Raw genomic sequence first — 20468 nt, forward strand, 5'->3', positions numbered from 1 at the left:
ACCTAACGCAATCTTCTTTTTAGGCGAGACATTAAGTCCATGTGTTCATGAAAAAGTGCAATAACCACCATCGGCGTTTTGTTTCGAATTAAGCCAAAAATGTAATGCTTTTGACAATGTTTGACACGAATGCTACGGCCCTCTATCATAATGTCTTTGAAATGCCCCTGTCCCTTAGCCATATCTTCAATACACTTGACTAAACCAGCCGTATACTTTTCAGTTTGAACAACACCATGACGATCCAATGTATATTCGACAATCTCTTGCCAATCATTTAACGCCGCATGACTTCTCTCATACAGTGTCATTTATCTGACCTTCGATTCTGTATGATTTCCTGTGTTAATTGCTCAAAGGTTTTCTTCTGAGCAGGAGGATTGCTCTCAGCATCCTCAATCCGGGTTTTTAAAAGTACTTTGAGTTCCTCCCAGGATTTATCTTCGCCTTCAGGAAACAATTTACCTAAAACATAATCCTTCATGGTCTTGCCCTGTAAAGCAGCAAGAGTTTTGATCTTCTGATGCTGTTCACCTGATATATCTATAATTAACCGGCTCATCCTTCCTCCCTTTAATAGTCCCCAAAATATACATTTATACAAAAATACAAATTATACATTTATGGGCATTCACATTACCCTAAATCCATTTACTACAACTAACCTGACACCTAAACCTAACAAATCCTCGGCAGCTGTTCCCCTGGCAAAAACCCCAAAACGCGTTTTCCGCCAATGTCATTATGCAAGACCACCTTTCCTGGATGTTCATAGGTAACTTCCCCAATAATGGCAGCATAAGAGCCGCTTTTCATCATGCTCAGCTTATTGAGCACACAGTCTGCAACATTTGCATCAACAATCGCAATGAAAATCCCTTCGTTAGCTACGTAAAAAGGATCAAGTCCCAGTAACTCACACGCTGACTCTACTTCAGTACTTACAGGAACAGTATTTTGAAATATGTCCATTCCCCGGTTAGTCTTCATGGCAATTTCAGTCAAAGCGGTAGCCAGCCCTCCACGGGTAGGATCTCTGAACAAATGAATATCCGAGCCAAACTCTCCCAGCAGGGAAAGACTCATCTGATGAAGGGGTCTGGTGTCAGAAACAATTTCAGAATCAAATGCTATGCCCTCCCGCACAGACATCACAGCTACACCATGATTAGCCAGCCGACCACTGACAATTATTTTATCACCCGTTTTCACCCGATTTATACTTATCTCAGATTTGGGATGACGGAATCCAATGCCTGTTGTATTAATAAACAATTGGTCTCCTTTTCCCCTCTCCACAACTTTGGTATCACCTGTCACCACCTGTACTCCCACAAGATCAGCTGCGTACTTTATGGAAACTAAAACATCCCAGAAAGTGGACATTTTCAAGCCCTCTTCTAAAATAAAAGCAAGAGAAAGGTATTTTGGAATACCCCCACTCATTGCCAGATCATTTACCGTACCATATACCGCCAGCTCGCCAATGTTACCTCCGGGGAAAAACAGAGGTGATACCACGAAGCTATCCGTGGTAAATACCAGGTCACCTTCTGACGGAAGAACAGCTCCATCATGCTGGTCACTTAAAAATGGATTATCAAAAAGGCTGAAAACACCGGCTTCCAGAAGCTTGTGAGTCAGCTGCCCCCCGCTCCCATGCCCCGTGGTAATCATATCAAAATCAAGTTGAGGTAACGGACATTCCTGTAACATAGTTTTAAAGGGTTTGATAAGTAAATGAATGTTGGTAGTAAGCAGAACAAGCGCCCTCCGATGAAACCATAGGTGCACCCAGCGGATTAGAAGGAGTGCATTGAGTACCAAAGTGCCGACAATCGTAGGGTTTGCAAATTCCTTGCAAAATCTTACCCGCAATGCAGGTCTCACAAGTGTTCGTTTTGAGTACTTTCAACCCGTACTTTTTACCTGAGTCAAAAGTGGAATACTTCGCTTTCAGACGATATCCGCTTTCCGGGATTTCACCTATTCCTCGCCACTCCCGGTCACTTATTTCAAAGACCTCCTCCATGACCCGCTGTGCTTCCGGATTTCCTTCGGTTTGGATTACCCTTGAGTATTGATTTTCAACTTTTGCCTCTCCCCGCTCAAGCAGAAGAACCAACTGTAAAATTCCCTGCACCAGATCTACAGGCTCAAATCCTGTCATTACGATTGGCACATGATACTTTTTACAAATAGGCAGGTACTCACCGGCGCCCATGATGGCCATCACATGACCAGCCCCCAAAATACCCTGGATCCTGGTCTGCTCATCTTCCATAATGGATTTGATTGCCGGAGGCACCCGCACATGCGCATTTAATATCGAGTAGTTTTTCAGGCCATAGCTTTTGGCCTGCAGCACGGACAGCGCATTTGCCGGAGCGGTGGTTTCGAAACCTACAGCAAAGAAAACAATCTCCTTTTCCGGATGATCTTTAGCGTACCGGACAGCTTCCAGTGGCGAATAAAAAATACGAACATCGGCCCCTTTGGCTTTTGCCTCCAGCAAACTGCCCTGAGACCCGGGCACACGCAGCATATCCCCAAAAGAGCATAAAGCCACTCTTTCGTCTGTAGCAAGCCGTATGGCCTGGTCAATGACAGAAACCGGGGTAACACAAACCGGGCAGCCCGGGCCGTGGATCATCGTGATCTCTTTAGGCAAAAGGTCCAGCAGTCCGTTTTTAACCAGCCCATGCGTTTGACCTCCACAGATCTCCATCAAAGTCCAGGGCTGAGTGGTCTCTTCCCTGATCAGATCCAGATAGGTTTTTACTATCTCGGGATTACGGTATTCACTTAGATGTCTCATGAGTCAGTACGTTTAATCCCTCAGCTTTTTGTGTTTGCAACTTATACTCCATGTATCCGCAAGCAAGTTGACCTACTGCCACATTCTCATCGTTAGGAGAAAGTTCTTTATGGAAATAGAGCTTATAGTCGGTCCCCATGGAGTCATTAATCAACCTGGTTAGCAAGCCATTCTGAAAAACACCTCCGCTGAAAGCCAGGCGCTTAACCTGCATCCTTTCAGCAACAGCCCTGATTATTTCCACTAGTGTAAGATGAAACCTGAAAGCTATTTCCGATTTATCTACCCCCAATCTACTATCCCTTAAGATACCCTCCAGAAGCTCTTCAATGCAGATATCCGCGCTTTCTATATGAAAAGAATAAGCAGTAGAGCTACCTCTAAACCTTTCGGCCAGGGTTTCCAGATAAAGAGCTGCCTGCCCCTCGAAGCTGCTTATATCGATCAGCCCGAGTATGCTGGCCACTCCATCGAATAACCGTCCCATGCTTGTGGTTTCAGGATGGCTAAAGGCTCTATACAGTTTGAGTTCTGCTGTACTGAATTTATCGTGTACTTCTACAGGGGTCTCCTCCAGAAAATAGGATAGCGACAAAGCAGACAGTTGTGGCTCTCGTGCCATTCTATCTCCAAAAATGAGCGGATAGGATTTCAAATGGGCTGTACGTTTGATCTCATAATCCGAATAGGTGAAAAACTCGCTACCCCAGGTAACACCATCCTCACCATAACCAGTACCATCCCAAATCACTCCCATAACTGGTTCTCCGGTATTTAACAGATCGTTCTCAAGCATTACGGCTCCAAAATGGGCTTTGTGATGCTGAATATGTTTTACCGGTATCCTGAATCCGGCTAACTCTTTTGCATACTCATAAACAAAATAGTTTGGGTGTAAGTCTGTAAAGAAGCGCTTTGGCTTAAAGTGGAGAACGTGTTGCAGGTGATCCAGGGCCTTTACATATACTATCTGTGCATCGAAGCTGCTAAGGTCACCCAGGTACTGACTTGCAGTTATCTGTTTTGCAGTAGAAAGTGCAAATGCCGCTTTCATCTCTGCTCCCAGAGCCAGCCAGGATGATAGAAAATCATCAGGTAATTGTTGAAAATAGCCTGGTGCAATACCTCTGGACCTCCGCAAAACAATCCGCTGGTCCTCTGCAAACCGAACCACAGAATCATCCTGTGGCACTACGATCTCCCGGTTATGAACGAGCACGTAATCTGCAAAAGCAGCCAGACGGCTGATGGCCTCATGATCTTCATGAACGATCGGTGAGCCACTTACATTGCCACTGGTTGCTACCACCGGTTTACCAAACTTCTTTAGAAGTATATAAAGCAATGGAGCATAAGGAAGCATCACTCCCAGGCGGCTTAGGTGCGGAGCAATTCCATGCTCATCAAGGCAGGAAATGGTTTCCCTGATTTTACTAAGCAATACGATAGGAGACCCGGGGCTGGAAAGCTCTTCAAGCTCATGATCGGAACAGTTAAAATCTCTCCGGATGGCTTTCAGATCAGGATACATGAGGGCAAAAGGTTTCTCCGGTCTTCGTTTGCGCTCTCTCAGTTTGGCAATCGCCTCCCGGTTGGAAGCATCGCAAAGGAGCAGGTACCCTCCAATACCCTTTACGGCCACAATTCTTCCTTCTTCCAAAAATTTAACCACCCGAAGCAAACAGGCACGTTCATCAATCCTTAACCTTGCGCCTCGATGAAACAATGAAATATGTACACCACATTTCGGACAGGAATTGGTCTGTGAGTAAAAGCGCCTGTCCAGCGGGTTCTGATATTCTTCTTCACAGGTCGGGCACATCTCAAAAGGATGCATCCCGGTATTTTCACGATCATAAGGAAGGCCGGAAATGATGGAATAGCGAGGACCGCAATTGGTACAGGTTGTGAATGCATATTCATAGCGCCTGTTATCGGTGTTTTCCATGTCTTCAATGCAGTCACCACACAATGCGAAATCAGGGGAAACCTTTACAGAATGATCTCCCTCACCTTCACTAAACCTTATTTCGAAAGACTTAAAATTCTGATCGCCAACCTGCCAATATGCAGCACTATTTATCCTTGACTGCTTTGGTGCATTCTCCACAATCTCGCTGACAACTGCACCGGGATCCTCCCGGCAATTGAATTCTACATGAACACCATCAGCGCCGTTATTGACCCAACCTTTTAACCGCATTTTTTTGGCCACAGCAAACACATAAGGGCGGAAACCCACTCCCTGTACCTGCCCGTTGATATGGAGATGCCACGTTCTCAAAATACTCATAATTAACTGCCAGTTGTGACTTATTAATTTGAGTGAAAACCAGGGAGTAACCTATGAAATAAATCAGGTACACCAGTGGCGTTAATCATAAATAATGTGCTACTGGGTGATGATATTATAGTCGCAAATAAACAAGATCTACTCAGATGGATTCCGGTACTCAAATCCATTACAGAATGGGGGTAGCCGAGCTTAGGAAATTGTTTGATACGCTAATTAGCAAAGGATATACAAACATCGGACCTGAAGCACGGGATGGAGCCATTATGCTTGAAAAGCTTAAAGATTTTGATCGGCTGGCCAGAGGATTTCATGAAACCATAGCAGGTGGTTCTTACTCTTTGCACCAGGTTGATGAGTCCTTTTTCCAATACACTGTAGGTCCTCAATCGTTCAAAAAATTTCTACATCCTCCCAGGCGAAAGCTGTGGAGCTCCGAGGGATCAAAAACAAGCTTCAGGATTATTGAAAATAACGATGAGCCACCAAGGATGGCTTTTTGGGGCATAAGAAGTTGTGATTTATCAGCCATCCATATACTGGACCGTATTTTTTTACAGGGAGATTTCCCAAAACTATGGTACCAGCAGGCAAGAAAAGACCTTTTTGTGATAGCTGTGGCTTGTACCCGGCCTTCTAAAAATTGTTTTTGCAGTTCAACCAACACCGGGCCAACTCCTGATACGGGATTTGATTTTTTGATAACAGAAATACTGTCTGAAAAAGACCACTTTTTTCTGGTCCGGTGTGGTTCTGCTTTGGCAGATTCATTTGCCAAAAAACTCGATCTTAAGGAAGCCCTGCCTCAGGACATTGAGGCCGCCGAGGCTGAGGTCAGCAAAGCCGAGTCCGGCATGCGCAAACGATTTGATCCGGTAGCAGCGGCTAAAACGATCCGCGATAATCCCGAGCATCCGCATTGGGAAGATATAGCCTCCAAATGTCTGAGCTGTGGCAACTGCACCATGGTATGCCCTACCTGCTTTTGTACTACCACCGAAGATATCACAGATATCACTGGTAATCACAGTGAGCGATGGCTCCAATGGGACAGCTGCTTCAATGGTGCATTTTCCTACATCCATGGAGGTACCGTTCGCCCAACTACCAGGTCAAGATACCGACAATGGATGTCTCACAAGCTTTCAAACTGGTATGATCAGTTTGGATCCTCCGGATGTGTTGGTTGCGGAAGGTGTATCACCTGGTGCCCGGTGGGCATAGATCTAACAAAAGAAGTTCAGGCTCTGGGTAACCCAGCTAAAAAAATAAAAGATGAAAACCATTAAAGACATTTTAACCGACCAGACCTTTTTTCAGGGGTTGAGTGAAGACATGATCGCGTTTATCGCAGGCTGCGGACAAAATATGCATTTTTCTCCCGGCGAGTTTATCGGACGTGAAGGAGAACCCGCTGACTACCTGTATGTCATCCGCAGCGGAAATGTAGCAGTACAAATCCAGCACCCAAGCCAGGGCTCACTTACCATAAAAACACTCACAGATGGGGAGATAGCCGGCTTCAGCTGGATCATCCCTCCTTACCGTTTACAGTTTGACTTAAAAGCACTGGATCACACCTCAGTAGTAGCTCTGGATGGCACCTGCCTGCGGAAAAAATGTGAGGAAGACTTTCACCTCGGTTATCGACTCATGAAGCAATCAGCCGTGGTTATGGTCAAACGATTACAAGATACAAGATTACAACTATTAGACATATACTGTGCAAGCACTTGAAATACATAATGAGGTATTTTCCTCCAAAACTGGCTCCTGGACACCTTGCTTTTATACAGTAACTGGTAAAAAAAAGGAGAATGGTAGTTTGGTTACACTTACGCTGGAACCTGACAGTAAAGACCATATTTCTGAAATGCATCCGGGTCAATTTAATATGCTTTATGCATATGGTGTTGGCGAGATTCCTATATCGGTCAGTAGTCTGACCGCTCCGCCTATGGGACTCGTCCATACCATTCAGGATGTAGGTGCAGTATCTAAAGCATGTTGCGACGTACAAATTGGAGATCAATTAGGTGTTCGGGGGCCTTTTGGAACCTCATGGCCTGTAGAAAAGGCCAAAGGGAAAGATGTGATTATTATGGCCGGTGGAGTAGGTATTGCTCCGCTCCGGCCATTGATAGAAGTCATTTTAGAAAAGCGGGATCAATATGGAGAGGTCAACATTTTATATGGCACGAGAAACCCGGAATCGATCCTCTTCCACCAGGACATGATCTCCTGGCAGGCAGATCCTACTATGAACTTCCTGATCACGGTGGACCATGCATATTCTCACTGGAGAGGCTATGTAGGCGTAGTAACCAATCTTATGGAAAAGGCTAGATTCAATCCAGCTGAAACGATAGCCTATATCTGTGGACCGGAAATCATGATGCGTTATGGTGCTTATACAGCTTTAGATTCAGGACTCGCACCAGAAAACATTTTTCTTTCGATGGAACGCAACATGAAATGTGCCATCGGTCAGTGCGGTCATTGCCAGTACGGGCCGTTCTTTGTCTGCAAAGACGGACCAGTATTCTCCTACACAGCCTTAAGTCCATTCCTGAAAATCAGTGAGCTATGAATCCCGAAAAGAAAAAACTGGCCGTTTGGAAATTTGCATCATGCGATGGTTGTCAGCTGAGTATACTGGATCTGGAAGATGAGCTTTTGCTTTTAGCTGACCACATTCAGATAGCCTACTTTCCGGAAGCTACCAAGACCATCATTGAAGGACCCTATGACATTTCTCTGGTGGAAGGTTCCGTTACCACGCCACATGATGCTTTGAGAATACTTGAAATCCGTAAAAATTCAAAAATACTGATCAGTATCGGGGCATGTGCCACAGCCGGTGGAATTCAGGCGCTGAGAAACTTTACCCGGATTTCAGACTATATTCAAAGGGTTTACGCCCACCCGGAATACATCAAGACATTGGAGACCTCTACTCCTATTAGTGATCACGTACAAGTTGACTTTGAGCTAAGAGGTTGTCCTATTAATAAATATCAGCTTTTGGAGGTTGTATCTTCTCTGCTGGCGGGCAAAAAACCATCCATCCCCAATTACAGTGTATGCATGGAATGTAAACTAAATGAAAACCCATGTGTAGCTGTTGTCAGAGGCCTTCCATGCCTGGGGCCAGTGACACAGGCGGGGTGTGGAGCCATTTGTCCTCATTACTACAGAGGTTGCTTTGGTTGCTATGGTCCGAAAGAAAACCCCAATACCAAAGCACTTTCTGATCACTTAAGGTTAAACGGATTGGCTAATGATGACGTCAGGCGCCTTTTCCGAAATTTTAATTCAGGAGCACCGGAATTCTCAAAAGAAAGCAGCAGATATGGAATAATTGAGAATTGAAAATGAAGTCAACGGTCAATAGGCGGTAGGCGGTAGGCAGTAAGCAGTAAGCAGTGAGCAGTAGGCAGTAAGCAGTAGCAGTGGGCAGTAGGCAATTTGCATCCCGAGGCTTCGGAAGGAAAAAAGACAATAGACGTGAGACGAAAGATGAAGGATCTAAAAATGATGAAATCAAATAGTCAATGGTCAATAAGCAATTTGCAATAAGCAAAAAAGAAATCCCGAAGGGATGAAATAGCTATAGCTTCTGGCACAAAAGTCAAAACAACCCTGAAGGGGTGAAACATGCTAGAACAATAGGCAGTTGGCAAAATGCAATAGACAAAGATTAAGGGTTTATTATAATGAAGTCAAATGGTCAATAGCTAACAGTCAAAAGTCAAAAGCAGTAGGCAATGAGAATTATGAATTGAGAATTGAAAATGAAGTCAAGCTAAAGGCTAAGAGCTAAAAGCTAATTTTTAAACACATGAAATCGGCATGGCCGAAGCAATTTTAGGACACCAACCGATATGAATATAATTTATTGGCAAACAGATACTTAACCTGTTATATACACATGAAAACAAGGGACAACTCCAGGCTGATCAAATTTGACTACATAGCCCGTGTAGAGGGCGAGGGCGCATTCCATGTTAAGCTTAAGGAAGGAAAAGTGCAGGAATCAAAACTTAAAATTTTTGAGCCTCCTCGTTTTTTTGAAGGATTTCTCCAGGATCGATCATTTCTGGAGGCGCCGGATATCACAGCCAGGATCTGCGGTATTTGCCCGGTAGCCTATCAGATGAGCTCCGTTCACGCTATGGAAAAGATCTGCGGTTTTTCCATCGATCCTGTGGTGAGGGATCTGAGACGATTGCTTTACTGTGGGGAGTGGATCGAGAGCCATGCGTTACACACATTTATGTTACATGCTCCGGACTTCCTCGGTTATCCGGACGCAATTGCCATGGCCAAAGACCATCGGGAGTGGGTAGAGAAAGCTTTAAAACTAAAAAAAACCGGAAACGACCTGGTCAATATACTTGGAGGCCGGGAAATACATCCCGTCAATGTAAAAGTGGGTGGTTTCTACCGATATCCACAGCCTGAGGAGCTTTCCGAAATCAAAGAACAACTAAAGACCGCACAGCAAATAGCCAGAGATGCTACTTTATGGATGGCGGGGTTAGATTTCCCGGATTACGAATATGATTATGAGTTTATAGCGCTTCATCACGACAAAGAGTATGCTATGAATGAAGGCGTACTCATATCTAATAAGGGATTGAGCCTGGAAGTAGATAACTATGAAGCGCACTTTACTGAAGAACATATGGCTTACAGCACGACGCTCCACACGCTGCTCGATAAGGAGAAGATCGTGTTTACAGGTCCTCTGGCTCGATTTAATCTGAACTTCGACCAGCTCTCCAATGGCGCTAAGCAATTATCTAAAGAAATCAACCTGAATCCGGGCTGCAAAAACCCCTTCAAAAGCCTCCTGATAAGGATGATAGAAACATTTTACGCCTGCGAGCACGCCGTGGAAATCATAGAAAGATATGAGTATCCGGTAAAAATAAGTGATGAAGTAAAACCAAAGGCAGGTGTAGGCAGATCAGTAACAGAGGCTCCAAGAGGTATCCTGTTTCACCGGTATGAAATTGATGAAAAAGGTATTATTAAAAATGCGAGAATAGTAGCTCCTACCAGCCACAACCAGCGTGTAATAGAGCTGGACCTGAGGCGTATTGTAGAGCAATACCAGGAGCTGGATGACCTGCAGTTGACTGAGCGCTGTGAACACTCGGTACGTAATTATGATCCATGTATTTCGTGTTCCACCCATTTTATGAAAATCAATGTTGAAAGAACCTGAAAATCAAATACTGATCGTTGGAATAGGCAATGAGTTCAGAGGAGATGATGCGGTAGGAATTAAAACAGCAAAACTGCTGAAAAAAAAATATCCGGAAATTGCAGATTACCTCATTCTGCAATCCGACCTGAGCAAACTCATAGAAACCTGGGAAGACAAGCACACGATCATCATCGATGCGGCATTCTCCAAACACTTTACACCGGGTCGCATACATATGGTCTGCTCAGTAGAGGATATGATCGAAGACAAGGAAAGACATTATTCCACTCACGGACTTGGGATAATCGAAGTACTTCATATGGGCAAACTTTTAAATAAACTTCCGCAGAGCTTACTCTTTATTGGAATAGAAGGGGATAACTGGGAGTTTGGGAAATCGCTATCACCAAAGGTAGAGGAGGCCATACCGCTGGTAGAATGGCGGGTAATTGACTATGTAATGAATAATCTGACGCAAGGTATATCTGTGCACAAAGAAATCTGACTTAGCTATCAAAAGTCATATGCCTACCTCCGTAATATCATAGTTTAAGCATCAAAAATGCACTAATTATGAATATGCTCCGCGCACAAAACTTCAAAACATGGAAACAACAAAAATCAACCTCAAAAGGGTCTATCGATTTGGTGAAAACAAAGCAGATGGAAGCGCTAAGATGAAGCCACTACTGGGTGGGAAAGGGGCCAATCTCGCAGAAATGAGTCGCATTGGCCTACCCGTTCCTCCCGGATTTACGATCACTACGGATGTATGTACAGAGTACCATAACCTTGGCAAAGATCAGGTCAAAAAACTTCTTCGTCCGGAAGTGGAGGATGGAGTAAAATTCATCGAAAACATTATGAAAACCGAGTTTGGCAATGCAGACAATCCATTGCTGCTCTCAGTCCGCTCAGGTGCCAGAGACTCAATGCCAGGGATGATGGACACCGTACTGGATATCGGGCTAAACGATAACGTGGTAGAAGGGCTGGCCCGTAAATCCGGAAAACCTCACTTTGCATGGGACTCGTACAGGCGGTTTATTCAGATGTATGGGGATGTAGTCATGAAGGTAAACAGGTATACAACGGATGACAAGGATGTATTTGAGATCATCCTGGATCAAATGAAAGAAGACCGCAAAGTAAAAACCGACCAGGAGCTCAGCACGGAAGACCTCCAACGGCTCGTCAAACTATACAAAGAAAGAATTAAGGAGCTGACCGATCTGGACTTCCCACAAGACCCCGCCACCCAGCTCTGGAATTCCATTATCGCCGTATTTGAAAGCTGGAATACTCCCCGAGCCATTGTTTATCGCAGGCTAAACAACATTCCTGAAGAATGGGGAACTGCTGTAAACGTACAGGCCATGGTATATGGTAATATGGGCGATAACTCCGCATCAGGGGTGGCCTTTACACGGGATGCAGCTACCGGCGAAAATGTCTTTAACGGAGAATACCTGATAGACGCACAGGGTGAAGACGTGGTAGCAGGTATTCGCACACCGCATGAGATAACCCTGGAAGGCTCCAGAAAGTGGGCTGAACTCGCCCAGGTAGAGGAGGCTGATCGTAAGAAGAATTATGCATCGCTGGAAGAATACATGCCTGATATCTTTCAGGAATTGGTAAAGATCGAGCATACACTCGAAGATCACTTCCGGGACATGCAGGACCTGGAGTTTACCATAGAAGAAAACAAGCTGTGGATCTTGCAGACCCGAAACGGCAAACGTACCGGAGAAGCTATGGTACGCATTGGCATGGAGATGCTGGATGATGGAATGATCGATGAGGTTACCTTACTCAAACGGCTCAACCCCAATAAGATCGATGAGCTTTTACACCCCGTATTTGACCCCAAAGAACTTGCAAAATCAACTCCTATAGCCAAAGGATTACCGGCTTCACCAGGCGCAGCCACCGGACAGATTGTGTTCTTATCAGATGAGGCTACCGAGTGGAAAGCAGCAGGCAAAAAGGTAATACTGGTAAGGCAGGAAACATCCCCCGAAGATCTGGCAGGAATGGATGCTGCTGAAGGAATTTTGACCTCACGAGGTGGCATGACCTCACATGCAGCCGTAGTGGCACGTGGTATGGGCAAGTGCTGTATTGCAGGGGCCGGAGGATTACAGATCGATTCCGGCAGAAAACAGGTAATGGCCAGTGGAAAAGTCTATCACGAAGGAGACTGGATCTCCATGAATGGTACCACCGGACAGGTTTACGAAGGTAAAATAAAAACAATAACACCCGAGCTGACCGGAAATTTTGCCCGCCTGATCGAGCTGGCCGATAAGCATGCCAAAATGAAAGTTCATGCGAATGCAGACACTCCGGAGACAGCAAGGCTGGCCAAAAAGTTCGGAGCTGAAGGAATCGGACTCTGCAGAACCGAACACATGTTTTTTGAGGGAGAGCGTATCAAAGCCATGCGTGAAATGATCCTGGCTGATGATGAGGAAGGTCGACGAAAAGCGCTGGATAAGCTACTCCCGATACAACGTGCGGATTTTGAAGAGATCCTCAAGGTGATGGAAAGCTCACCGGTCACCATTCGGCTGCTGGACCCACCGCTGCATGAGTTCCTGCCGCAGGATCTGCCAAACCAGATAGAAATGGCTGAAACAATGGGTGTCTCTCTGGAAGCAGTACAGGAAAAAATAGAATACTTGAAGGAGGTAAACCCAATGCTGGGGCATAGAGGCTGTAGGTTGGGCAATACCTATCCTGAGATCACAGAGATGCAGGCCAGGGCTATCATGGAGGCAGCCCTCAACCTGAAGGGAATGGGTATTTATACCAAACCGGAGATCATGGTCCCCCTTACAGGAACCGTGAGTGAATACAAAATGCAGGCGGACATAGTGAGACGAGAAATCGAACGGGTATTCCTGGAAAGACACGATCAGCTCGATTACAAAATCGGTACCATGATCGAGGTGCCTCGTGCTGCGCTCATCGCTGATCAGATAGCCAGTCACGCTGAGTTTTTCTCCTTCGGCACCAATGACCTGACCCAGATGACTTTCGGATATTCCCGTGATGATGTGGGTAAATTCCTTCCCATCTACCTGGAAAAAGGCCTGCTCAAAGAAGACCCATTTGAGGTACTGGACCAGGAAGGTGTTGGTCAGCTGGTCACTTCAGCAATTCAGAAAGGACGCACTGCCCGCCACAACCTGGTAATAGGCCTATGCGGAGAGCACGGAGGAGAACCCGGGTCAGTAGATTTTTGCCATCACGTAGGCATGAACTATGTGAGTTGTTCTCCATACAGGGTGCCGGTAGCTAAAGTAGCTGCGGCTAAAGCTAATTTGATTGAAACAAGTGCGGTTTAGTTGATAGGTTCGGGCTTAGGCCCGGGCGGTTTACAGAAAGGCCATCCCAGCGATGGCCTTTCCGTTTTAACAGTATACACTGATATAACTTGAAAATAATGGTTGGAAATCTTACCTTGCTTAAATTTTTAAAACAGGTCTATGAAATCCGCCTTCTATTTCATTTCAGCTGTCATAGGTTTTAGTTCATGCGTTATGCACAACCGCATGACTTCACCGGAAGTATTGAGTAAAGAAGAACAGACCTGGTCGTTCGGTGTAGTTACAGAACCAGCACTATATGAAGATGAGTATTTAGGTCCTTTTTCTTTTCAGCCGGTGGTTACTTACAGAACTGGTCTTGGTGGTGGATCGGATATTGGAATGACATTATACGGTGTTTACACTCCTGGCCTCGTCTTTGACTGGAAACACTCTTACCTGGATACGGAAAACTTCAAATTATCAGGCGATCTGGCCCTGTTTGGAGGTTTCCCCAGACCTTCGGGCGTACAATATGAGATGGTCTTCGGTAAACGAGAAATCTACGGGGTTTTTGGAGCTAATGTTGATTTTTTACCTGGCACGGAGTATCCTCCAAGTTGGATCGTAGGCTTTGGTTCTCAATTTAGCAAAGAATCTAAATTTGGATTTCAGATGACCTATGGCCGACAACTTGTGCCTCTGAGAGATGAATATGATTATGGCTATAATTGGTTGACTATCGGACTTTCAATGAACTTCCAAAAGAAGAAAAAGAAGTTCAGAGAAACAGGTAGCTCTATTTTCCCCATCCATTCTTGGTGTTTTCACCAACAAAATATCAATTTAGGCCTTGATTATCCTGGCTAAGACCTAAGAAAACCCCATTCAGGTTCGTTGAATGGGGTTTTTCCTTTTGGATGTTGGGCTAGTAATTGGAATACCAGGCCTGAACTTCGTGGGGATTCAGAGCTCTGGAGTAAACCCTTACTTCATCCAGTACACCTTCCAGCATGTAATCAGTTCGTTTGTCTGCATTGCTGCCCAGTTTGATGGTTCGGGCAGCACTTCCCTGCCTGGCAAGTGTCCCTGTAGCAACTGTGGCAGACAATTCGTATCCATTTGCATACAATCGCAACATGCTCCCGTCATAGACAGTCACAAAATGATACCAGGTACCCTGAGTAATGGTGAGCTGCGCTTTACCTACCTTGATTTGCGACCATCTGTAGGTAGCACTGTCCTGTTCATTGTACAGACCAGTAGTAATTTGATTGTCCTCAATGCGCTGAGTAAACAAGGCATTTCCATCGCGGGTATTGGAGATCACCACCTGACGAGTGTTGTTAAGCGAATCGAATTTTACCCAACATCCGTAGCTGAAACTCTCCAGACCAACCAATACACTATCAGTAATGCCGGTTTCGATGTAATCAGTAGATCCATTGAACCGATACGCCTGATCGGCATGCCCCTTCCGACTTGCAGTCAAAGTTGCTCCAAAAACCTTTCCATCATATCCATTGCCACTAAGGTCACTGGCATCCCCGTTGAAATCATAGTGAGCTAACAAACCATCTTCCAGGTTGATCAAATCCACATAATTAAAAGTAAAAATGGTGTATCCAAACTGGGCCGGATCACCCATTGTTGCGTCCACGACTTCCACAGATTTGACCAGTGTCTCATCCTCATTGACAGCATAGCTCACCGGAAGCGGATCTTCTACGTATGGTGCGTATTCTGACCCCTCCTTGGGAGCCAGTAGTACCGCATTTTCCCCGGAATCAAGTACAATAAAGTCCTCAATGGTATACTCCCCGACCTCAAACTGAATGTTTTCGGTAAAGTAGCCATTTCCAAGCTTGACCAGCTCCAGCTTTTCATTGTTGAGGACGTATTCTCCGTCTTCATTCATAATGGATATCACCAGGTACTGATAATCTTCGTTGGCAGCTGTCCGGCCACCGGCAGATTGCTCCGGTGCTGCAAGGGATAAGCTTAAGTAACCAGTGGCTGAAGGCTCTGCAGGCACTTCCTGGTCGCAAGAAAAGGTGATCAGAGCGATGACTCCAATGAATAAGGATTTGAGTTTAATTGAAAGGTTTATCTTCATGTGTTTAAATTATTTAAATCAGCTATTTGCTACCCAATTTTGATCATTCGCACCTGCCTGCCGGCAAAGGCAGGATTGGTGTGGCTCAATATTTGAGTGAGCATCTGCTCATTCATGTGTATAGCTTTTGTTTACAATAGTTCTGCATGTGAAACGGGAAGGTGTAGGGAAACCCTACCAAAGTTATTTGTTCAAACTTCTCAAAGCAGATCCAATACTCGGGAAACGGAAGCAAAATCCCTGATCAAGTAATCGCTGTGGAACCACCCGTCTGCTCTTCAGGATCAGTTCAGTCTCCGTTCCAATAACCCTGGCTCCAACTTCAAGCAACCATTTCGACAAAGGTAATCCTGTGAGAACACCCAAAGCATTTCTTAAAACTTTCATAAAAACCCGATTGGGAACCGGGTCAGGAGCAGAAATATTAAAGACCCCTTCGAGTGGTTCTTTTAGTAGAAAATTAACCGACCGTACAAAATCCTCCTCATGGATCCAGCTAAAGTATTGACGGCCACTGCCCTGACACCCACCCATTCCTGCTTTAGCAAGTCTTTTTAATGGATCTAATGCTCCTCCGCTTTTTCCAAGAACGATGGCCATTCTCAAAGCAACTTTCCGTGTATTAGGCACTCCACCTCCAAAAAATGTACGCTCCCATTTTTTGCAAACATCCACGGAAAACCCCTCTCCTAATTCGCCGGTAGCCTCATCCATATCCCGATCTTCCGCATGACGATAAATAGTCGCTGAAGAAGCGTTGAACCAGACCTTTGGTGGATTCTTACATTGACTAATCGCTTTTCCCAGTATGTAGGTAGCATCAATCCGGGTATCGTAGATGGCTTGCTTGTTAGTTTCATTATACCTGCAGTCAACTGATTTTCCGTTCAGGTTGATCACAGCATCCGCTCCATCCAATTCACCAAACCAATAGCCCAGACATTTAGCATCCCATTTTACATAATGAACCATGCCATGATCCACGTGATGTTTGCGAGAAAGAACAACCACTTCGAACCCCTTTGAAGTAAAATGATCGGTTAATAGCCTACCCAGAAAACCCGTACCTCCTGCAATAACGACCTTTTTCATTTGGATGGAGATTTATAAAGCTGAAATGAGATGTAGAGAAAATACAGAGCCAGCAGCCAGGGCAGAATAAACACAATAACAATAAACGGCACCTCGAAGCCCGGCCCCAGATTAGCATTAAAAATTATGAAAATGACTACTAAAAGGGCGGTCGAACTTTGCCAGTACTTCCTTATAGAGCTTGTGGTTTTACAGAGCATGAGATAACTACCGGTAAGGTACTGATACGCACCAATGAAAAATTGCATCGTAACAATGTACATCAGCGACTCACGTTCAAAAATGGCCATAAAAAGAGCCACTAAAACTGAAAGTAAAGCCACTAGCTGCAAATAGAAATTTATCGCTCTCATGATCTCATCGGTTAACAGTTTTCACTTCACTCGCAGCCCTACTCCTCAGCTTGAAGAAGACAAACAGGTTGAAGAAGTGCATGCCTCCAAGGATGAGGATGATCGCTCCCAGTTTTACACTCAGCTCTTCGATTACCTCCTGCGGAGATGCTACCGGACTCATGATCCGGAGGGTAAATACCGCATAGCCTACGTTGATCAGGTAAAATCCAACTACAAGTAGCTTATTGACACTATCGGCCAGGGCTTCATTCCCGTGAAAGATATCCACCAGGAAGATCCGGCCATTGTTAAACAAAGTCCTTGCTACCCAAACGGTAAGAATAACAGTAGCAGGCAAATAAAGGGCGTACGTTAAAATGGTGTAGTTCATGATCGTATGGTTTAGTTTAAATTCAATTAATTCATTAATTTCAGAAAATATTGAAAATTAATTTCAAAAAAATATCAGAGCCTCAGAAGCAATTTGTAAAACCAGTTTTTCTCGGATTTCTCAAACTTATCAAGTACACCATCCACTTTTTCAGAAAAGTCTTTCAGGTCTCCGGTCACTGCTTTAAAGGTTTCTACATCTTGCCCATCACCTGATACATTTTGTACCTGGCCAAGTACCCGGATGATCGGTTCGATCTCTCTGCGTCTGCGTTCGCGGGTCACCTGTCTGGCCAGTGCCAGGATATCCTTATCTGCCACAAAAAAATCTTTCCGTTCCCCTACCTGATTCTCCTTGAACACAATTCCCCAGTCCATCAGCGCCCGTACGTTCATGTTTACATTGCCACGAGACATCTGCAGCTCCTCCATGATCTCATCAGCAGACAGCGGCTTGGTAGACACCAAAAGCAATGCATGGATCTGGGCCATCGCTTTGTTGACACCCCAGCTGGAGCCCAATGCACCCCAGGCTTGAATAAACTTATGTTTTGCCTCCTGATATTCCATTACGGTAACAAACGTAAGTAAACTTTCGGAAGTTTCAAAAATTATTGAAAGTTTAAATGGATTGATTTCATATATGACATTGCAAATGATTTTATCTATTTCTGTCTGAAATGCGGGTATCATCCATTTCTGTCCCAAAAAAATCGGTAACAAAAACCTTTTTTGTCGCCTCCTCAATAAAATAAATGATCTTAACTGTTTTACGGCGGGTAACCTGATATATCAGAAACCTATGTTGTCTTCCCAGAAAAGCCAACTTCTTTTCTAATGTGCCACGTCGAGGATTATGATTCAGAGATGCCGCCTTTTTTAACAGCTCGTCCATTTTCCTGTTGGCACTCTCTGTCGAGTGTGTTCGGTGTAAATAATCGGAAAGATTCAGGAAAAACACCTCGGCCTCCGGAGTAATCTGAACTAAATACTCCGCTTTTTCTGCCACAGCACTACATCTTTTTTGAACTCCCGCAGATCCCGGGATTTTCCTTCCTCGATAGATTGTAAGGATTTTTTTGCCCTTGAAACCATATCCTCATCTGTAGTCTGAAATGGATCTTTCTGATCCATCCGGCTTTCCATTTCCAGCAATCTCATATAGCTTGCCAACAAAGCCGGATCATCGATCTGATCGATCAAATGATGGATGGTCTGTTTTACTTCCCGGGTATTCATACCACAAATTAACAATTTATTTGGATGATTTGGTTTCAAGCATGATGATAATCTGTTTAGATGGTTAATCCCTTCCTTTTGATTTTACCTGGTTTGTTGGCGCCATAACTCCATCATACCTCCAACTCAAACCCATATTTATAACTAATCAATCTTCGCTTCTTTTCATTTTCATACCAGGCTTTTTCCCGGTGGCTTACGGTTATTAGATCACTTGTAGACATTCCTTTGAAACGCTCCGCTATTTCCGGCAGGATAGCCAGCTCATCGTCTGTGAACAGCTCAGGGTTGAAGCGCCTTCCTGCATGCGGCTTAAACTGCTCACCTATCCCACCGTTTTCAAACTCAGTCTGCCAGATATCCACTTCATCTTTATTGGCCATGTACTCGAAAATGCTGTTGTAGTTGTTTGGAACAGGCCCCATATTGATCGCCCGATAGCGAGCTCCGCTTATAGAAAATCCCGTACGCTTGAAATGGAGAAAATCCGCGTAAAATAACAGCTTGTTCAGTCCGGTTTTCCAAGGTTGCAATAGCTCGCTAAAGTAGACCACCATCTCCGTGAGTTTTTCCAGATTGGGCTTGCGGTAACCGGAGTATTCATTGGAAACAGGTTCTCCAAGCAAATAGTCCTGAAATTCAGCAGAAAAAAAATTTTTCTCCTGCTCTTTGATCAGGGTAACCAACCTTTGGAGAAGTTTCTGCTTCTGGTTGCCCTCCAGTGTATCAGACAGCTCCACCAGGTCTTTAAACTTTTCCGGATCATTCGCCAGCTGGATCAACCGGCCGTTGGCCTGGCTGGGAACTTCTCCATTTTCATAGTTGCGGTAGCTATTGACCCCAAACCCCAGTATTTCAGACATCCTGGTAGCCGCAAGTCCATACTTCTCACGGATTGCCTTTACCTCGTCCGGAAAAGGCAGGTTGTGTTTTTCACGGTACTGATTATACAGCTGGGTCATATTCCGCTCATCCAGCTCCGTGGTGGTAAACTGCTCTCCGCTATCCTCACAGAGGTAATAGTGATAAACGACTGGAAATGATTCTTTACGAAAATTGAGCGCTCTGGTCTCATATCGTAAAGTCATCTCTTTCCCGGTTATTGGACTCTTCATAGTTATAGATTAGATATTTTGCTTATTAGCGAAAGGGATAATTCATTGGTTTTTCTGAAATATGAAATGAGATACATATCACTCCTCCTGTTCCATAACCAATGGATATCTTGATATAAATCTCTTCTTCTTTTACCTCCACTCCAAAGACCCAAAGGTCACTGCCTTTGTAAAGTGTGTCTTCTATCGGACCCTCTGAATAGTCTTCCACACTGAGGTTTTGCAAAACCTTTTCCCGGTCCATAGGCCTGATTTCCAGATCGGCAAGTGTCTGGGCATTCTTACCCCGGTCATCCCTAAAGAAAACCTGAGTGATCCTCATCTTCTCCTTAAAGTCCTTTAAGAAAGATTCTACTTCTTTTCTCCAATCATTACAACGGATCACGAAAGTAAAAAATTCAACTTTAAAATTAAAAATTACTAATTAATATAGCATAAAACCACTATAAAATTTATTGCGTATACAATCGCAACAAATTACGGTCATCCACAGGGCTTATTTTGGGATTTTGAATGAATTGATAATAAATAAGACTGCATT

The 20468-nt window shown here is 44.6% G+C and carries 22 protein-coding genes; 8 read left to right on the forward strand and 14 right to left on the reverse strand.

Going from position 1 to position 20468, the window contains the following annotated elements; translation table 11 throughout:
• Positions 1-2 precede the first annotated feature (2 nt).
• The 5 genes from AC3E9V_RS16630 to hypF all read right to left on the reverse strand — a co-directional run bounded on the left by AC3E9V_RS16630 (position 3) and on the right by hypF (position 5111).
• Complete coding sequence (locus tag AC3E9V_RS16630) at positions 3-311, reverse strand: type II toxin-antitoxin system RelE/ParE family toxin (RefSeq protein WP_488749266.1); 309 nt, start codon at positions 309-311, stop codon at positions 3-5.
• Entirely contained in the window at positions 308-562 is a 255-nt protein-coding gene (locus AC3E9V_RS16635; RefSeq protein WP_488749267.1) for a hypothetical protein, read from the reverse strand. The genes AC3E9V_RS16630 and AC3E9V_RS16635 overlap by 4 nt, the downstream gene beginning before the upstream one ends.
• A gap of 116 nt (positions 563-678) precedes the next feature.
• Positions 679-1716, reverse strand: a complete 1038-nt coding sequence (gene hypE / locus AC3E9V_RS16640) for a hydrogenase expression/formation protein HypE (RefSeq protein ID WP_488749268.1) — start codon at positions 1714-1716, stop codon at positions 679-681.
• Between the two features lie 4 nt (positions 1717-1720).
• On the reverse strand, positions 1721-2818 hold the full coding sequence (gene hypD / locus AC3E9V_RS16645; RefSeq protein WP_488749269.1) for a hydrogenase formation protein HypD: 1098 nt from the start codon (positions 2816-2818) through the stop codon (positions 1721-1723).
• Positions 2802-5111, reverse strand: coding sequence for a carbamoyltransferase HypF (gene hypF / locus AC3E9V_RS16650; protein ID WP_488749270.1), 2310 nt, complete (start codon positions 5109-5111; stop codon positions 2802-2804). Before hypF ends, hypD begins: the two co-directional genes overlap by 17 nt.
• 146 nt (positions 5112-5257) lie before the next feature.
• Between hypF and AC3E9V_RS16655 the strand changes: the two genes are divergently transcribed.
• The 8 genes from AC3E9V_RS16655 to AC3E9V_RS16690 all read left to right on the forward strand — a co-directional run bounded on the left by AC3E9V_RS16655 (position 5258) and on the right by AC3E9V_RS16690 (position 14510).
• The gene (locus AC3E9V_RS16655) at positions 5258-6400 is read left to right on the forward strand and encodes a 4Fe-4S dicluster domain-containing protein (RefSeq protein WP_488749271.1); all 1143 of its coding nucleotides are present in this window, start codon (positions 5258-5260) and stop codon (positions 6398-6400) included.
• On the forward strand, positions 6387-6848 hold the full coding sequence (locus tag AC3E9V_RS16660; RefSeq protein ID WP_488749272.1) for a cyclic nucleotide-binding domain-containing protein: 462 nt from the start codon (positions 6387-6389) through the stop codon (positions 6846-6848). The genes AC3E9V_RS16655 and AC3E9V_RS16660 overlap by 14 nt, the downstream gene beginning before the upstream one ends.
• Complete coding sequence (locus AC3E9V_RS16665; protein WP_488749273.1) at positions 6835-7701, forward strand: FAD/NAD(P)-binding protein; 867 nt, start codon at positions 6835-6837, stop codon at positions 7699-7701. The genes AC3E9V_RS16660 and AC3E9V_RS16665 overlap by 14 nt, the downstream gene beginning before the upstream one ends.
• A complete protein-coding gene (locus tag AC3E9V_RS16670) occupies positions 7698-8483 on the forward strand; it encodes an NADH-quinone oxidoreductase subunit B family protein (protein WP_488749274.1) in 786 nt (261 codons plus the stop codon). The genes AC3E9V_RS16665 and AC3E9V_RS16670 overlap by 4 nt, the downstream gene beginning before the upstream one ends.
• 559 nt (positions 8484-9042) lie before the next feature.
• On the forward strand, positions 9043-10344 hold the full coding sequence (locus AC3E9V_RS16675) for a Ni/Fe hydrogenase subunit alpha (protein ID WP_488749275.1): 1302 nt from the start codon (positions 9043-9045) through the stop codon (positions 10342-10344).
• On the forward strand, positions 10328-10831 hold the full coding sequence (locus AC3E9V_RS16680) for a hydrogenase maturation protease (protein WP_488749276.1): 504 nt from the start codon (positions 10328-10330) through the stop codon (positions 10829-10831). The genes AC3E9V_RS16675 and AC3E9V_RS16680 overlap by 17 nt, the downstream gene beginning before the upstream one ends.
• Before the next feature lie 100 nt (positions 10832-10931).
• A complete protein-coding gene (ppdK, locus tag AC3E9V_RS16685; RefSeq protein WP_488749277.1) occupies positions 10932-13679 on the forward strand; it encodes a pyruvate, phosphate dikinase in 2748 nt (915 codons plus the stop codon).
• A 141-nt stretch (positions 13680-13820) separates the two neighbouring features.
• Positions 13821-14510, forward strand: a complete 690-nt coding sequence (locus AC3E9V_RS16690; protein ID WP_488749278.1) for a hypothetical protein — start codon at positions 13821-13823, stop codon at positions 14508-14510.
• Positions 14511-14568: 58 nt separating this feature from the next.
• Here the strand turns inward: AC3E9V_RS16690 and AC3E9V_RS16695 are convergent, their stop codons facing one another.
• The 9 genes from AC3E9V_RS16695 to AC3E9V_RS16735 form a co-directional block, all read right to left on the reverse strand.
• A complete protein-coding gene (locus tag AC3E9V_RS16695) occupies positions 14569-15756 on the reverse strand; it encodes a LamG domain-containing protein (RefSeq protein WP_488749279.1) in 1188 nt (395 codons plus the stop codon).
• 183 nt (positions 15757-15939) lie between these two features.
• Positions 15940-16848, reverse strand: coding sequence for a TIGR01777 family oxidoreductase (locus AC3E9V_RS16700; RefSeq protein WP_488749280.1), 909 nt, complete (start codon positions 16846-16848; stop codon positions 15940-15942).
• Entirely contained in the window at positions 16845-17201 is a 357-nt protein-coding gene (locus tag AC3E9V_RS16705) for a hypothetical protein (protein WP_488749281.1), read from the reverse strand. The genes AC3E9V_RS16700 and AC3E9V_RS16705 overlap by 4 nt, the downstream gene beginning before the upstream one ends.
• Before the next feature lie 4 nt (positions 17202-17205).
• Positions 17206-17574 carry a hypothetical protein gene (locus AC3E9V_RS16710; RefSeq protein WP_488749282.1) on the reverse strand — a complete coding sequence of 123 codons (369 nt, stop codon included), beginning with the start codon at positions 17572-17574 and terminating at the stop codon, positions 17206-17208.
• A 74-nt stretch (positions 17575-17648) separates the two neighbouring features.
• Entirely contained in the window at positions 17649-18266 is a 618-nt protein-coding gene (locus AC3E9V_RS16715; RefSeq protein WP_488749283.1) for a GbsR/MarR family transcriptional regulator, read from the reverse strand.
• Positions 18235-18582 (reverse strand): type II toxin-antitoxin system RelE/ParE family toxin, encoded by a 348-nt coding sequence (locus tag AC3E9V_RS16720; protein ID WP_488749284.1) that lies wholly within the window; start codon positions 18580-18582, stop codon positions 18235-18237. The genes AC3E9V_RS16715 and AC3E9V_RS16720 overlap by 32 nt, the downstream gene beginning before the upstream one ends.
• Positions 18558-18812 (reverse strand): hypothetical protein, encoded by a 255-nt coding sequence (locus tag AC3E9V_RS16725; RefSeq protein ID WP_488749285.1) that lies wholly within the window; start codon positions 18810-18812, stop codon positions 18558-18560. Before AC3E9V_RS16725 ends, AC3E9V_RS16720 begins: the two co-directional genes overlap by 25 nt.
• Before the next feature lie 113 nt (positions 18813-18925).
• Positions 18926-19927, reverse strand: a complete 1002-nt coding sequence (locus AC3E9V_RS16730; protein WP_488749286.1) for a type II TA system antitoxin MqsA family protein — start codon at positions 19925-19927, stop codon at positions 18926-18928.
• Positions 19928-19952: 25 nt separating this feature from the next.
• Positions 19953-20312, reverse strand: a complete 360-nt coding sequence (locus AC3E9V_RS16735; RefSeq protein ID WP_488749287.1) for a hypothetical protein — start codon at positions 20310-20312, stop codon at positions 19953-19955.
• Positions 20313-20468: the final 156 nt, after the last annotated feature.

The organism is Marinoscillum sp. HNIBRBA16962 (assembly GCF_057801515.1).